The 14783-nt window shown below is 70.7% G+C and carries 17 protein-coding genes; 6 read left to right on the forward strand and 11 right to left on the reverse strand.

The annotated features are described in order from the left end of the window. Positions 1-17 precede the first annotated feature (17 nt). The 3 genes from DEJ06_RS02405 to DEJ06_RS02415 are packed head-to-tail and all read right to left on the reverse strand — an operon-like array spanning position 18 to position 2101. Positions 18-776: an SCO1664 family protein gene (locus DEJ06_RS02405; protein ID WP_111029872.1), complete on the reverse strand. Its 759-nt coding sequence runs from the start codon at positions 774-776 to the stop codon at positions 18-20. Next, on the reverse strand, positions 773-1300 hold the full coding sequence (locus DEJ06_RS02410; RefSeq protein WP_071406497.1) for a DUF3090 domain-containing protein: 528 nt from the start codon (positions 1298-1300) through the stop codon (positions 773-775). Before DEJ06_RS02410 ends, DEJ06_RS02405 begins: the two co-directional genes overlap by 4 nt. 33 nt (positions 1301-1333) lie before the next feature. Beyond that, a complete protein-coding gene (locus tag DEJ06_RS02415; RefSeq protein ID WP_111038280.1) occupies positions 1334-2101 on the reverse strand; it encodes an MSMEG_4193 family putative phosphomutase in 768 nt (255 codons plus the stop codon). A gap of 68 nt (positions 2102-2169) precedes the next feature. Here DEJ06_RS02415 and DEJ06_RS02420 point away from each other — a divergent pair, with 68 nt between their 5' ends. From DEJ06_RS02420 to DEJ06_RS02430, 3 genes are all read left to right on the forward strand, one after another. After that, positions 2170-3387, forward strand: a complete 1218-nt coding sequence (locus tag DEJ06_RS02420) for an MFS transporter (protein ID WP_111038281.1) — start codon at positions 2170-2172, stop codon at positions 3385-3387. Between the two features lie 10 nt (positions 3388-3397). Further along, positions 3398-4552 (forward strand): AI-2E family transporter, encoded by a 1155-nt coding sequence (locus tag DEJ06_RS02425; RefSeq protein WP_111038282.1) that lies wholly within the window; start codon positions 3398-3400, stop codon positions 4550-4552. Positions 4553-4628: 76 nt separating this feature from the next. Further along, a complete protein-coding gene (locus DEJ06_RS02430; protein ID WP_111038283.1) occupies positions 4629-5057 on the forward strand; it encodes a BLUF domain-containing protein in 429 nt (142 codons plus the stop codon). A 31-nt stretch (positions 5058-5088) separates the two neighbouring features. Here the strand turns inward: DEJ06_RS02430 and DEJ06_RS02435 are convergent, their stop codons facing one another. The 5 genes from DEJ06_RS02435 to DEJ06_RS02455 form a co-directional block, all read right to left on the reverse strand. Next, positions 5089-5697, reverse strand: a complete 609-nt coding sequence (locus tag DEJ06_RS02435; protein ID WP_146248398.1) for a ScbR family autoregulator-binding transcription factor — start codon at positions 5695-5697, stop codon at positions 5089-5091. Positions 5698-5804: 107 nt separating this feature from the next. Beyond that, a complete protein-coding gene (locus tag DEJ06_RS02440; RefSeq protein WP_051596847.1) occupies positions 5805-6275 on the reverse strand; it encodes a BLUF domain-containing protein in 471 nt (156 codons plus the stop codon). 152 nt (positions 6276-6427) lie between these two features. Then, on the reverse strand, positions 6428-7801 hold the full coding sequence (locus DEJ06_RS02445) for a sugar ABC transporter substrate-binding protein (RefSeq protein ID WP_220036489.1): 1374 nt from the start codon (positions 7799-7801) through the stop codon (positions 6428-6430). Between the two features lie 26 nt (positions 7802-7827). Then, entirely contained in the window at positions 7828-8769 is a 942-nt protein-coding gene (locus DEJ06_RS02450; RefSeq protein ID WP_111038286.1) for a carbohydrate ABC transporter permease, read from the reverse strand. Positions 8770-8780: 11 nt separating this feature from the next. Further along, on the reverse strand, positions 8781-9755 hold the full coding sequence (locus tag DEJ06_RS02455) for a carbohydrate ABC transporter permease (protein ID WP_228516654.1): 975 nt from the start codon (positions 9753-9755) through the stop codon (positions 8781-8783). 201 nt (positions 9756-9956) lie between these two features. Between DEJ06_RS02455 and DEJ06_RS02460 the strand changes: the two genes are divergently transcribed. Both DEJ06_RS02460 and DEJ06_RS02465 read left to right on the forward strand, forming a co-directional pair. After that, positions 9957-11222 carry a Gfo/Idh/MocA family protein gene (locus DEJ06_RS02460; protein WP_375537719.1) on the forward strand — a complete coding sequence of 422 codons (1266 nt, stop codon included), beginning with the start codon at positions 9957-9959 and terminating at the stop codon, positions 11220-11222. 76 nt (positions 11223-11298) lie between these two features. Further along, the gene (locus DEJ06_RS02465; RefSeq protein WP_258372399.1) at positions 11299-12312 is read left to right on the forward strand and encodes a LacI family DNA-binding transcriptional regulator; all 1014 of its coding nucleotides are present in this window, start codon (positions 11299-11301) and stop codon (positions 12310-12312) included. 59 nt (positions 12313-12371) lie between these two features. On the opposite strand, the gene DEJ06_RS02470 is transcribed toward DEJ06_RS02465, so the two are convergent. Next, a complete protein-coding gene (locus tag DEJ06_RS02470) occupies positions 12372-12827 on the reverse strand; it encodes a helix-turn-helix domain-containing protein (protein WP_111038289.1) in 456 nt (151 codons plus the stop codon). A gap of 84 nt (positions 12828-12911) precedes the next feature. Here DEJ06_RS02470 and DEJ06_RS02475 point away from each other — a divergent pair, with 84 nt between their 5' ends. Further along, complete coding sequence (locus DEJ06_RS02475) at positions 12912-13607, forward strand: SDR family oxidoreductase (protein WP_111029862.1); 696 nt, start codon at positions 12912-12914, stop codon at positions 13605-13607. 84 nt (positions 13608-13691) lie between these two features. Here DEJ06_RS02475 and DEJ06_RS02480 read toward each other — a convergent pair whose 3' ends face one another. Together DEJ06_RS02480 and DEJ06_RS02485 are read right to left on the reverse strand one after the other, a co-directional pair. Then, positions 13692-14255 carry a GrpB family protein gene (locus DEJ06_RS02480; RefSeq protein ID WP_111038290.1) on the reverse strand — a complete coding sequence of 188 codons (564 nt, stop codon included), beginning with the start codon at positions 14253-14255 and terminating at the stop codon, positions 13692-13694. Further along, complete coding sequence (locus DEJ06_RS02485; RefSeq protein ID WP_111038291.1) at positions 14252-14782, reverse strand: GNAT family N-acetyltransferase; 531 nt, start codon at positions 14780-14782, stop codon at positions 14252-14254. The genes DEJ06_RS02480 and DEJ06_RS02485 overlap by 4 nt, the downstream gene beginning before the upstream one ends. Position 14783: the final 1 nt, after the last annotated feature.

Consider the following 14783-nt stretch of genomic DNA (forward strand, 5'->3'; position numbering starts at 1 on the left):
TCCGTTGTCGGGTGCGTCTAGAACAGCGGCCAGGGCACGGCGGGGCCGTGACCGGGCGGCGGCGGGAAGATCCCGACGGCGCGCAGGGCCGCGCAGCGCGCCCGGAGCGTGTCGATCTCCTCGTCCGTCAGGTGCTCGGCGAGCTCGTCACCGAGACCGCCGCGCAGGGCGTCGGACACCCGGTCGAGGCCCTCGAGCTCGTCCGGCCCGAGCGGCTCCCCGATCCAGCCCCACAGGACCGTCCGGAGCTTGTGCTCGACGTGGAAGGTGAGCCCGTGGTCCACACCGAAGCGGTGGCCGTCGGGCATCGCGAGCACGTGCCCGCCCTTGCGGTCGGCGTTGTTCACGACGACGTCGAAGACGGCCATCCGGCGCAGGGCCTCGGAGTCCTCGTGCACGAGCGTGACGGGCTGGTCGTGTTCGTCGATGGCCTCGAGCACGGGCAGCCAGGGCGAACCGTCCGCCTCGGCGAGCTCCGGCGTCACCAGGTCGACGGCGTCCTGCTCGGGGTCGACGTCCTGCCAGCGCTGCACCATGCCGGGCCCGAACGGACCGTCACCCATCCACGTTGGTGGGACGACACCCCAGCCGAACGCCTCGGAGACCAGGTGGGCGGCGATCTCGCGGCCGGCGAGCGTGCCGTCCGGGAAGTCCCACAGCGGGCGCTCGCCCTCGACGGGCTTGTAGACGACGGTCGCACCGTCGAGTTCCGCGAGGAAGGTGGCGTTGGACGCCTCACGGATGCGCGCCCGGACGGAGAGCGAGCCGTCGCTCATGCGTCGCCGGGCGGACGACCGGCGGCGACGACCTCGCGCGTGCGCTCGACGAAGGCCCGGGCGGTGCCGACCGGGATCTTCACCTGGAACAGCTCGGCGGGCTCGGGGATCTCGACGACGGCTTCGATCTCGATGCCGTCCTCGCTCTCCTCGGACACGATCTCGACCTCGTCGTCGATCGGGTACGCCTCGATGACGACCTGCGCGGTGGACGGGTCGAAGCCCAGGCTCAGGGCTCCGGCGCGGAACTCGGCCTCGACGGGCTGGTCGAGCGGCTCCGGGTCGCGGAGTTCGACGGGCACCGACGGCGGCACACTGAAGCGGTTGTCGTCGACGGTCGCCACCTCGTCGAGGAGCTCGTCGATCTTGTCGGCGAGCACGGCGGTCTGCTCCTTCTCGAGCGCGACGCTGGTGACGCGCCGACCGGAGCGGGCCTGGATGTAGAAGGCGCGCTCACCCGGACGGCCGATGGTGCCGACGACGAGGCGGTCCGGCCAGTCGAAGCCGTGGACGATGGTGGGCATACCCGCATTGTAGGAGCGCTCGGCTCCGGCCGTTCAGGGTCCGGCAGGTCCCACGGGCGCGTCGGGCGCCGGACGCCCGGTGCCGGTGTGCGCATCGGGTTCCGGATGGCCCGCGCCGCCGCCGACCGCGGCGTCCCCGCTGGGTGCCGGGGCGGTGCGCAGCCAGGACAGATCGCCCGACTCGGTGTTCGTCGCGACGACCTCCGGGCGGTGCTCGCCGTAGCGCACGACGGACACCGAGGCCGGCCCGACGCCGATGCGCTGGAACAGGTCCAGGTGCATGCCGAACGCGTCGGCGAGGACGCTCTTGATGATGTCGCCGTGGCTCACCGCGACCCAGACGGCGCCGGGTCCGTGCTCCGCCTCGACCTCGGCGTCGATGCGCCGGACGGCCGCGACGGCCCGGGACTGCATCGTCTGCATGGACTCACCGCCGGGGAACACGACGGCGCTCGGGTTCGCCTGCACCGTGCGCCAGAGGGGCTCCTTCGCCAGGTCGGCGAGCTTCCGGCCCTGCCACTGCCCGTAGTCGGCCTCGGTGATGGCCCGCTCGATCAGCGAGGCGGGTGGCCCGGCCGGCCGGTCGGTCTGTCGGTCCAGGATCGCGCGGGCGGTCTGCCGGCAGCGCTCGAGCGGACTCGACACCACGGCGACGACGGGCACCGCGGCGATGCGCTCCGCGGTCCGCTCGGCCTGGGTGCGGCCGACGGCGTCGAGTCGCACGCCGGCGGTGCGTCCGGCGAGGACGCCGGTGGCGTTCGCGGTGGTGCGTCCGTGACGGACGAGGAGGACGGTCGCCATGTGCCCGATCCTAGGCGCGGGACGCGGTCGCCCTTGACGGGCCGCCCGGGGACCGATCAGATGGGGGCATGGCCGGGCGGCATCGACTCGCACTCTTCGCCACGTCGACGGTGACCGGGTTCGGGATCGCGACGTGGATCACCCGGACGCCCGCGATCCGCGACGAGCTCGGAGCCTCGATCGAGGCGATGGGCCTCGTCCTGCTCGGGCTGTCGATCGGGTCGATGATCGGGATCCTCGGCGCCGGGGCACTGGTGCGACGGACCGGCAACCGCCCGCTGATCCTGCTCGGGGGCGCGCTGCCCGTCGTCGGCATGGTGCTCGTCGCGCTGCTCGCCCCGGCGCAGGTCGCCGCCGGGGTCTGGGCTGGGCTGTTCCTGATCGGCTTCGGGGCGGGCGTCGCCGAGATCGGGCTGAACGTCGAGGCCGCCGCGGTCGAACGGCAGATCGGGCGACCGGTCGTGCCGGTGCTGCACGCGTGCTTCAGCCTCGGCAGCGTGGTCGGTGGGGTCGTCGGCATCGCCATGACGGCGGCGGGGACCCCGGTCCGGGTGCACCTGCTCGTCGGCGCCGCGGTGATGGCCGCGCTGGCGGTGTTCGCGGCGCTGAACCTGCGGCCGGTGCCCCGTGACGCACCGGCAGATGTGCCTGCCGTTGCCCGCGGCACCCGTCGGGGAGCCCGCCGCTCCGTCCTCACCGTGCAGCTCGCCATGATCGCCGTCATCACGCTGGCGATGGCCTTCGCCGAGGGTGCCGCGAGCGATTGGCTCCCGCTGCTGATGACCACCGACCACGACGCCCCCGAGTCCGTCGGGTCCCTCGTGTTCACCGGGTTCGCCCTCGCCATGCTCATCGGTCGCGCGGCCGGCACCCCGCTCGTCGCCCGGTTCGGACGCGCCCCGGTCGTCCGGGTCTGCGCAGCCGTCGGTGCGGTGGGGGTCCTGCTCGTCGTGCTGTCACCGAGTCCGATCGTCACCGCGGCGGCCGCCGGCGTCTGGGGGCTCGGCATCGCCCTCGGGTTCCCGCTGTCGATCTCCGCCGCGGGCGACCACCCCACCGACGGCGACCGCCGGGTGTCGGTGGTGGCCACCGCCGGGTACATCGCGTTCCTGGTGGGGCCGCCGCTGCTCGGCTTCGTCGGGGAGCACCTCGGCCTGCAGACGGCGATGCTCGTGCCCCTCGTCCTGCTGGTCGCCGCGTTCCTGGTCGCCCCGGCGACGCGGGGACAGGACACCGGTCGGACGATCGAGCCGTCGGAACCGGCGCGGCGGCCGTCCGGTCGGTAGCGTCTCCGGCATGCCGTTCTTCCGCGACGCTCCGCGCCCGACCACACCAGCCCCGCCGTCCAGGGTCCAGGCCGCGTGGTCCGACTCCGCCGGGCACTTCGCGACCCGGTGCCTGCAGCTCATCATCGTCGTGGTGGTCGTCGCCGGCGTCGTCTGGGCGAGCAACATCCTGAGCGTCGTCACGATCCCGGTGCTCCTCGCGCTCATCATCGCGTCGGCCATGCACCCGGTGGTGTCGTGGCTCCGCAAGCACCGGGTGCCGTCGGTGGTGGCCACCCTCGCGGTGCTCATCGGCGTCCTCGCGGTCCTCGGCCTGCTCGGCTGGCTCATCGTCGTCGCGGTCGAGAACCAGTGGGCACAGCTGCAGAAGTCGGCAGTCGACGGGTTCCAGCAACTGCAGGAGTTCGCGAAGAACCTGCCGTTCTCGATCTCGGACAAGCAGATCGACGACGCGGTCGCGTCGGCGTCCGACTTCGTCACGAGCGCGCAGTTCGGCTCCGGTGCCCTCGCTGGTGCCTCGGCCACCGCGAACTTCCTGACCGGGCTCGTCCTGATGATCGTCGTCTTGTTCTTCTTCCTGAAGGACGGCCCGAGCATCTGGGAGTTCCTGCTCCGGCCCTTCACCGGTGAGCGCTACGCCCGAGCACGCCGCGTCGGCGACCGGGTCGTCTCGACCCTCGGCGGGTACGTCCGCGGCACCGCCACCGTCGCGGCCGTCGACGCGATCGGCATCGGTGTCAGCATCGCGATCGTCGGCGTGCCCCTCGCCCTGCCGCTGGCCGTCATCGTGTTCATCACCGCGTTCATCCCGATCGTCGGTGCGACCGCCGCCGGCATCCTGGCCGCCCTGGTCGCGCTCGTGGCCCTCGGCCCGGTGCAGGCGCTCATCGTGATCGGCATCGTCATCGTCGTGAACCAGCTCGAGGGCAACTTCCTGCAGCCGGTCCTGATGGGGCGCACCCTCAAGCTGCACGGCCTCGTCATCCTGATCGGGCTGACCGCCGGCACCGTCCTCGCCGGCATCACCGGCGCGATCATCTCGGTGCCGCTGATCGCCGCCGCCTGGGGCGCGATCCTGGTGTGGGACGGCCCGAACACCCCGGCCCGTCCGTGGCGGAAGAAGCGCAACGAGGACGTCACCGCGCACGAGCTGCCGCAGGGCTGATCCGCAGCGCCGATGGGCAGGGCGCGTTGCGGACATCCGCTTCGCGCAACGGCCTTCCACCCAGCAGGATGGAGGAGTGCTCGTCTCCATCGTCTACATGAGCCGTGCCGTCGTCCCCTTCGACGACCAGGCCATGGCGGTGCTGCTCGCGGAGTCCCGGCTGCGCAACGAAGCGCTCGGGGTCTCCGGGCTCCTGCTCGCCAAGGGCGGCCGGTTCATGCAGCTGCTCGAGGGGCCGGCGTGGAGCGTGCAGGACCGGTACGACGTCATCGCGAAGGACCGACGGCACGGTGAGGTGAAGTCACTCGTGCGCGAGGAGATCGAGCGCCGACGGTTCGACGGCTGGTCGATGGCCTACCGTGCGCTCGACGACTCGGACCTCCGGTCCGAAGCGGGCTTCAGTCCCTTCCTGTCCGGCACGATGGACTTCCCGCGCTCGTTCGACCGGACGAGTGCTGCCTGGCTGCTGAAGTGGTTCCGCGACCGCGAGCTGCACGACCTCTGATCCGACCCCGCACGCCGTCGCCGTCGCCGGATCAGCCTTCGCCGAACGCGTCCTCGACGACGTCGAGCAGCCGGTCGCGGTGCTTCGGGTCCGCCGTCGCCGCGATCACCACGCGCCACATCGTCGCCACGGCCGGCATCAGGTCGGTGCGCCGCGTCCGGACGTCGGACACGAGCTGCACGCCCGTGAAGTAGGGCACCACCGTCGACCCGAGCTGCTCAGCGGTCAGGTCCGTCCGGAGTTCCCCGCTCGCGACCGCCAACCGGAACACGTCGACGATCCCGCCGATCCACTGCTCGTAGAAGCTCAGCGTCGCGGTCTGGAACTCGCCGCGCTCCAGCGACAGCCGGATCCCGGCCCGCACGATCGGGTCGGTCCGGAGCAGGTCGGCGATGCCGTGCGACGCCCCGATCAGCGCGGCGACCGGCGAGCTGTCGGTGTGGCTGACGACGTCGAAGGTGCGGGCGTTCTGCTCGCCGATGACGCCGAGCGCCAGGGCGAGCTTCGTCGGGAAGTGGAAGTGCAGCGTTCCCTGCGAGACGCCCGCCGCGCGGGCGATGCCCGCGATCGTCGCGCCGGCGAAGCCGACGCGGTCGAACTCCTCCGCCGCGGCCACCAGGATCTGCTCACGTCGTTCCACGGGACCAGTCTCACAGTCTGGAGGCACGGGGCGGGCCCGCACCGTGCCTCCAGACCGAGGGGTGGTGCGGCTCAGGCCGCGTGCCGGCAGTCCGAGGGTGGTGCGGCTCAGGCCGCGTGCCGGCCGAGCGTGATGCGCTCCTCGGGCAGGTCCTGCAGGTCGCGCCCACGGAACCAGCGGAGCAGCCAGTCGGCGGGCGTGCCCGCCACCCCGGTCGGCAGACCGGTGCGGTCGCTGAGGAAGGTACTGAACCCGGGCTCGTCACGGAGCTCGTCCCCGGTCGGGCTGCCGAACGCCATCGCCCAGCCGTCGAACCGACGCGTGCTGATGGACTCACGCGACAGCGACTTCACGCCGGTGTGCCGCGGGTCGCGCTCGATCGCGGCGAAACGGTCCTCGACGCTCCAGACCGGACCCTCGAGCACCTGCATGAAACGGCCGCCCTTGGCGAGCAGGAGCCCGGAGACGCCGAGCGCGTGGTTGCGGAGCCGCGCCTCACGCAGCATGGCGACCAGCTGGTCGTCGGTCAGGTCGTCGACGGCGACGGACATGTAGACGAGGGAGGTGAGGGAAGTCATCCCCTGCAGTCTGGGTCGTGGTCGGCGGCACGGTCAACGCGTCGTCCGCACACCGCACCGGACGGTGCGGCATGCGGACGACGGGCGGGGTGTCGGGTGTCGGGTTTCCCGTCTCGGGTTTCGGGTTTCGGGTTTCGGGTTTCGGGTTTCGATCAGGTGAGGGCGAGCAGGTTGTTGACCTGTTCGTTGACCCCGGTCAGCGTCGAGATCGGCTTGCCGTTCGCGTAGACGTCGTCGAAGGCGGGCTGCAGCAGGGCCTGCACGTCGGCGGGGTTCTTCGTGACCGGGAACAGGAACGTGGTGTCCTCCTCGACCTGCCGGGTGAACGCCGAGACGTCGAGCCCGCGCTTCCGGAACGACGCCACGGCAGCCTCGGTACCCGCGGGACGGGCGGGGAACACGATCCCGCTCTCACCGACGATCCGCTGCGCCTCGTCGCTGCCCAGGAACGCCACCCACTTCGCGGCGGCCTCGGGGTCCTTCGCCTGCTTCGTGATCGAGTCGCCGAGCCCGTTGAACATCGACGCACGGTGACCCGACGGCCCGATCGGGGTCGGAGCGACCGCGACGTCGAGGTCCTCCATGCCGAGGTAGGAACCGATCATCCACGAGCCGTTGAACGACAGCGCGCACTTGCCGGCGCCGAGCTGGACCTCGGGCCCGGTCGTGGTGGAGAACACCCCGTACTTCGCCATGTAGCCCTTCTCGGCCAGCCGGTAGTACCAGGCGAGGGTGTCCTGCACGACCCGCTCGTCGTAGCGGAACCTGTCGCCCCACGGGTTCTCGTTCGTGTAGAACCAGTCGACCGATCCGGTGAACGGGGACCACTGGGTCTGGCCGAAGCCGTCACCGCCCGAGCCGTTCGACGAGATGCCGTAGACGGCGACGTCGTCCTTGTCGAAGCCGTCCTCGTCGCCGCGCCGGCCCTTCGAGTCGACGGTCAGCCGCGCGAGCATCCGTTCGAACGTGCCGCCGTCCCCAGGGTTCCACTCGAGCGACCCGAGTTCCTCGGCGGAGACCCCGGCCTTCGCCATCGCCTTCCGGTCGTAGAACATCGCGACGGTGTCCCAGTCCTTCGGCGAGCCGTAGCGGTGGCCGTCCTGGCCCTTCCACAGTTCGGCGAGCCCGGACTGGTAGTCGTCGTCCCGGATGCCCTTCGTGGCGTCGAGTTCGTCGAGCTTGTAGAGCACGTCGAGGTCGGCGTACTGCGGGAACTTCGTCAGGTGGTCGGTGAAGACGTCGGGCGCGGTGCCGGCGATGAAGCCCGCGGTGAGCTTGGTCCAGTAGTCGTTCCACCCGAGCTGGGTGATCTTCACGGTGATGTCCGGGTTCGCGCGGTGGAACGCGTCGGCGACGGCCTGGTACGCGGGCTGCTGGTTGGCGTCCCAGAGCCAGTAGCTCACGGTGCGCACACCCGATCGGTTCGTTGTGCGGCGACCTGGCGACGAGCAGGCGGCGAGCGCGCCGAGGGCCAGGGCGGAGGCGCCGCCGGCGAAGAGCGTGCGGCGGGTCAGTTGGTTCGTCATGGTGTTCGTCCTGTCCGACAGCCGGGTCACTTGATCCCGGAGAAGCCGATGGAGTTGACGATCCGCTTGGCGAAGACGCCGAACAGCAGGATCATCGGGAGCGCCGCCACCAGGGTCGCGGCCATGAGCCCGGCCCAGTCGGTGCCGGACTGCGGGGTCTGCGACTTGAAGACGCCGAGCGCGACGGTCAGCACCCGCGAGCTGTCGGTGTACGACACCATGAGCGGCCAGAAGTAGTCGTTCCAGCTCGTGATGTACGTCAGCACGGCGAGGGTGGCGATCGGGGCCGCCGCCATCGGGATGACGAGCCGGAAGAACACGCGGACCTTGCCGGCACCGTCGATGAGCGCCGCCTCTTCGACCTCCTTCGAGATGCCGAGGAAGAACTGCCGCAGGAAGAACACCGCGAACGGGGTCATGAACATCGTCGGCAGGGCGATGCCGAGCAGGTTGTCGACGAGCCCGAGCTGCTTGATGAGGGTGAAGTTCGGCAGCAGCGTGAAGATCGCCGGGACCATCAGCCCGGCCAGGAACACCCCGAACACCTTGTCGCGACCGGGCCAGCGCAGCCGGGCGAAGGCGTAGGCGGCCGCTGCCGAGAAGAACACCTGGCCGACGGTGACGAGCGTCGACACCAGGATCGAGTTGAGCAGGTACCGCCAGAAGTTCAGCGCGGCGCCGGAGCCGCCCTGCGCCAACGCCTCTTCGGTGGACTGCAGGCCGAAGACCCGCTCGAACCCGCCCAGGCTGAAGCCGACGGGCAGCAGCGAGGTGGGGTCGGAGTTGATCGCGGTGTTCGACGACAGCGCGGTGCGCAGGATCCAGTAGAACGGGAACAGGGTGACGACGATGACGAGGATCATCGCGACCCAGGCGAGCACCCGGCCGAGCGACGGGCGACGACGGTGGCCTGCGCCCATCCGCGGCAGGCGGGACGTGGTGACGGAACGGGTGAGTGTCGTGGTCATGGCGCTTCCGTTCAGTCCAGGTCGGACTCACCCGAGCGGGTGAGGCGGTACTGGATGATCGTGATGATGCTGAGGACGATGAGGAGCGCGACCGAGACCGCGGACGCGTAGCCGAACTGGAACCGGCCGAACGCCAGGTTGTAGATGTAGTTCTGCACGACGTTCGTGGCGTTCGCGGGGCCGCCCTGCGTGGTGACGGCGACGGTGTCGAACACCTGGAACGACCCGATCACGGTGATGATCAGCACCAGGGACAGGATCGGGCGGAGCAGCGGCACCGTGATGCGCCAGAACATCTTCCACTCGCTCGCACCGTCGATGCGTCCGGCCTCGTACACGGTCTCGGGCAGCGACTGCAGGCCGGCGAAGATGAGCAGTGCCGTGTAGCCGACGTGCCGCCAGACGTTGATGAGCGCGATCGAGGGGATGCCCCAGACGTCGCTCTGCAGGAACGGGATGCGGTCGAGCCCGAGTGCGGCGAGCATCTCGTTGCCGATGCCGAGCTGGGTGTCGAGGATCCAGAGCCAGACCAGGGCGGCGACGACGTTCGACACCAGGTACGGCGCGAGCACGATGCCGCGCACGAAGGTCGACTTGGTCAGCCGGTGCATCATCACGGCGATGAACAGCGCGACGACGGTCTGGATGACGATGTTGATGAGGACGTACTCGACCGTCACCACCATCGAGTGCCAGAAGATCGAGTCCTGCACCAGGCGGGCGTAGTTCTGCAGGCCGGTGAACTCAGGCTCGGTGAGCAGGTTGTACGAGGTGAAGCTCAGGTAGATGCCCCGCACGGTCGGCCAGGCGAGGAACACCGCGAACCCGACGGCTGCCGGGGCGATGAAGACGAGCGCGAGCCACAGGTCGTTCCTGGGTCGGCGCCGTGGTGCGGTGGTGCGGGCACGGGCGAGGTCGGCGGACCGACTCCTCCGTCTCGTGCTGGCGGTCGTCAAGGGTGACGACACAGGGCTCTCGGTTGCCATCGCGACTCCTTCGTCTGCGGTGGACTGACGTGCAGCAGTCCGTGAGCCGGGAATCTACACGTGGGGACCACTGCTGGCAAGAGGCTCTTTCCGGGCTGTCGACAGGGGTTGTCACGTGTAGACAGTGTGTGTCAGGATGGCGCTCGATCGCATCGGAGCGACCCGCTCGGCGACGCATCCCACACCCTGGAAAGGTCACTGATGATCTCTGTCGGAATGGTCGGCGCGGGCCAGTTCGCCCCCCAGTTCGCCAAGCTGTTCAAGCTGCACCCCGACGTGGACCGGGTCTACGTCACGGACCTCGTCGGCGAGCGCGCGTCCGAACTCGTCGAGACGCAGCACCTCGACGGCACGTTCCCGGACTTCGACGCCGTCCTCGCCTCGGACGTCGACGCCGTCGCGATCTTCACGCAGCGCTGGACCCACGGCCCGCTCGTGGTCAAGGCCCTGCGCGCCGGCAAGCACGTGTACTCCGCCGTGCCGATGGCGATCTCCGTCGACGAGATCCGCGACATCATCCAGGCGGTCCGCGAGACCGGCCTGACCTACATGATGGGCGAGACGAGCTACTACAACCCCGCGACGGTGTTCGCCCGCAAGCAGGTCGCCGCCGGCGCCTTCGGCCGCGTGTTCTACGCCGAGGGCGACTACGTGCACGACATGGACCTCGGCTTCTACGCCGCGTACCAGTACAGCGGCGGCGACGAGTGGAAGCGCACCGCCAGCTACCCGCCCATGCTCTACCCGACGCACTCGGTCGGTGGGGTCCTCGGCGCGATCCCCGGGCACGCGGTCAGCGTCAGCTGCATCGGTGTCAAGGACGACCGCGGCGACGGCGTCTTCGACAAGGACGTCAGCCAGTTCGACAACGACTTCTCGAACGCCACCGCCCTGTTCGAGCTCGACAACGGCGGGGTCATGCGCATCAACGAGATGCGTCGCGTCGGCTACCCGTCGCACATCCGTGAGTCGCGCTTCCGCTACTTCGGCACCGAGGCCAGCTTCGAGCAGCTCGCGAAGACCAGCGTCTGGCAGGACAAGGAGGACTCGTACGACATCAGCGACAAGATCGACACGCAGGCGACGATGTCCCTCGACGACCCGCGCCTGGCCGACGTCGACCCGTCCCTGCGCGACGCGTTCGTCTCCGGCTACGCCGAGGTGCACGACACCGACCGTCTGCCCGCCGAGTACGACGGTGTGCCGACCGGGCACGAGGGCAGCCACCAGTTCCTCGCCGACGACTTCGTCCGCGCCGTCGTCGACCGGACCCTGCCGCCGGTGAACGCCTGGACCGCCGCGCGCTTCACCCTGCCGGGCATCATCGCCCACCAGTCCGCGCTGCAGGGTGGCGCCCGCCTCGACGTGCCGGACTTCGGTGACGCCCCGGAGACGACGAGCGCTGCGACGACGAGCGCACCGACGTCAGCAGGCAGCACGTCGTCGGCTACGATCGCGTCCGAGTAACACGTGTCGTTCGGGTGCCGGTCCGTCGTGGGCCGGCACCCGAACGACGCTCCCGGACCCGACGAAGGTGGCACCCGTGACCGTCCCGACGAACCCCAGGGCGGTCACCCGTGCGGACGTCGCCCGCTACGCCGGGGTCAGCACCTCCGTCGTCAGCTACGTCGTGCACGACGGACCGCGTCCCGTGGCCGCCGCGACCGCCGCCCGGGTGCGCGAGGCCATCCGCGTCCTCGGCTACCGCCCGAACGCGAGCGCCCAGGCCCTGCGCACCGGCTCGTCGAAGATGCTCGGCCTGATCGTGCCCGAGCTCGACAACCCGTTCTGGTCCGAGCTCGCCGTCGCCGTCACCCACGCCGCCGCCGCACGCGGCTACGACGTCCTGCTCGCCAACAGCGACGGTGACGCCGCCCAGGAGCGCGAGCGGCTCCGCAGCCTGTCCGCGCGCCAGGTCGACGGCATCATCGTGACGAGCATCATGACACACCCGGACCTGTCGACCGTCACCGACCCCGGCCTGCCGATGGTCCTGCTCAACACGTTCTTCGAGGTCCCCGAGTACGCCAGCATCGGTGTCGACGCCCTGCGTGGCGCCCTCGACGGCACGCAGCACCTGGTCGAGCACGGCTACCGCTCGATCGGCCTCGTGATGGGGCACACCGGCTCGATGGAGCTCCGCGAGCAGGGCTGGATGCGGGCCCTGCGCCAGGCCGACCTGCCCGACGGGCCCATCGTCCGCACCGACTTCACCCGGCGCGGTGGCTACGAGGCCGGCCTCCGCATGTTCGCCGACGAGACCGGACCCCGAGCCGTCTTCGTCAGCTCCGACATGCAGGCGATCGGCGTCATGCGCGCACTGTGGGAACTCGGTCTGCGCGTCCCCGAGGACGTCGCGATCGTGTCGTTCGACGGCGCGGCCGAGGCGGACTACACGAACCCGCAGCTCACCACGGTCCGGCAGCCGATCGAGACGATGGCGGTCGCCGCGGTCGACCGCGTGCTCGGCCTCGACGCCGACAACCAGTGGCACCGCGACCTGGTCCCCGCCGAGTTGGTCCTCGGCGCGAGTTGCGGGTGCGACGTGCGTCGCTGACCGGACGGGAGACGCGGGGCGGGGCCGCCACGGGCCTCCTGTCCGCCAGCCGGTCGCGTTCAGGACGCGGGCTCCATGACGGCGCGGAGGCGCGCGGTCGGGATGCGCTCCTGCGCATCCACGGTCACGGCGGCAGCCTCGACCGCCTCGCCGGTCTCCGCGTCGACGAAGCGCAGGTCCGACGCCCGCTCGGACGGGCGGTACCGGTCGGCCCAGCCGCCGAGGGCGAGCAGCACGAGCGACAGGTCGCGGCCGGCGTCGGTCAGGACGTACTCCTCGCGGGCACGTGCCCCCTCGGGCTTGTAGGTCGTGCGCTCGAGCACTCCCCCGTCGACGAGTGAGGCCAGCCGTGCGGTCAGGACCTCGCGCGGGATGCCGAGGCTCTGCTGGAACTGACTGAAGCGGGTCGAGCCACCGACGGCGTCGCGGACGATCATGAGCGTCCACTTCTCGCCGAGGACGTCGAGGGAGCGTGCGATGGGGCAGCGCTCGTCGCCGCCGAGGATGCCGAGCATGTCTTCATCCTAGCTGGGTTCGATTTCCGGACACAACGTGCTAGGTTCGGTTTCCGTACTCAACTTCTCTCGTCTGGAGCGCTCATGACCGACCTCACCAACGCCGTCGTCCTCGTCACCGGAGCGAACGGCGGCCTCGGCGCCGAGTTCGTCCGCCAGGCCCTGGAGCGTGGTGCCACCAAGGTGTACGCGACCGCCCGCAACCCTCGCACCTGGGACGACGAGCGCATCGTCCCGCTCGCCCTCGACGTCACGAGCCAGGAGAGCGTCGACGCCGCGGCCCGCACCGCCGCCGACGTGACCGTCGTCGTGAACAACGCCGGGATCGCCGGCTCCGACCCGCTCGTCGACGTCTCCGTCGAAGAGGTCGAGCGCATCTTCGCCACCAACGTCTTCGGTGCACTCCGCGTCGCCAAGGCCTTCGCCCCCTCGATCGCCAACGGTGCGCTGATCGACGTGCACTCCGCCCTGAGCTGGGTCGCCCTCGCCGGCGCGTACTCGGCGTCGAAGGCCGCGTTCTGGTCGATCACGAACTCCCTGCGTCTCGAGCTCGCACCCCAGGGCACCCAGGTCGTCGGCGCCCACCTCGGCTACACCGACACCGGCATGATCGCCGACCTCGACGTCGAGAAGTCCGACCCCGCCGACATCGTCCGGTCGATCTGGGACGCGGTCGAGGCCGGCGAGCACGAGGTCCTCGCCGACCAGGTCAGCCGCGACGTCCGTGCCGGCCTGAGCGCCCCGCTCACCGCGCTCTACCCGATGCTCGCCAGCGCCTGAGGCCGGTTCTCGTCGGGACGGTGACGGTTCTGGTTCACGAACACCCGGGTTCCTGAACCAGAACCGTCACCCGCCCCGATCGCGTCAGCCACCCGCGCCGCGGTCGGTGATCCGACGGTTCGTGGCGGTGATGGCGGCGCACTCGTCGTCGGACAGGCCACCGGCGTGGAGGATCCGGCTCAGCACCTCGCTCTTGCGCTCGATGTAGTCGTCGATGTCCTCGGCCTCGGTGGCTGCCCGGCGTTTCACGGCGGCGTACTCGTCGCGCAGCATCGGGTCCGCACGCAGCACGTCGCGGACGGCCAGGTGGTTCCGCAGCGCGAGCGACCCGGCCGCGACGACGTAGGTGTTGGTCGGGGCGAACCGCTCCGGTGCCCGGAACGCCTGCCTGTCCGGGACGCCGAGTTCACCGCGCGGCTCGAAGCCGATCGCCGCCATCGCCGCCACTGCAGCCGGGACGTCGGCAGCGTCCACCACGACGTCGACGTCGAGCACGGGCTTCGCCGCCAGGCCCGGCACGGACGTGCTGCCCACGTGCTCGATGCTCCGGAACGGCACGTCGGCGCCGTCGAGCGCGGCGGCGTACGCGTCGTGGAGCTGCCGGAACCGCTCGGGCCAGGACGACCGGTACTCGACGACCTCGATCACGGGGCCGGCGTCGGCGCGAGGAGCTGGAACATGACGTGGTCGCGCCAGACCCCGTTGATCTTGATGTACTCCGGCGCGAAGCCGTACCGGGTGAAGCCCGCCGACTCGAGCGCGCGCTGCGAGCCGACGTTCTCGGGCAGGGTCTCAGCCTGCACGCGGTGCAGACGGAGCACGTCGAACGCGTGATCGGCCGCCGCGCGGACAGCGCGGGACGCGTGGCCCTGTCGCGTGCGGTCGGCGCGGATCCAGTACCCCATCGCGCACGACTGCAGGGCGCCGCGGACGACGCCGCTCAGCGTGATGCGGCCGAGGAGTTCCCCGTCGGTCGACTCGATGACGAACGGCACCGCGTTGCCCGCGCGCTGCGTGGCGAGGGCCTGCGTGATGACGTCCCGCTGGCCGGACTCCGTGTAGTACGACGGCGCTCGGGCCGGTTCCCACGCTCGCAGGTGGTCGGCGTTCTCGGTGATGACCGCAGCCAGGACGGCCGCGTCGTCGAGGCGGAGTGGGCGCAACCGTGTGTCCATC

It is taken from the genome of Curtobacterium sp. MCLR17_051 (genome assembly GCF_003234395.1).
Classification (GTDB): domain Bacteria; phylum Actinomycetota; class Actinomycetes; order Actinomycetales; family Microbacteriaceae; genus Curtobacterium; species Curtobacterium flaccumfaciens.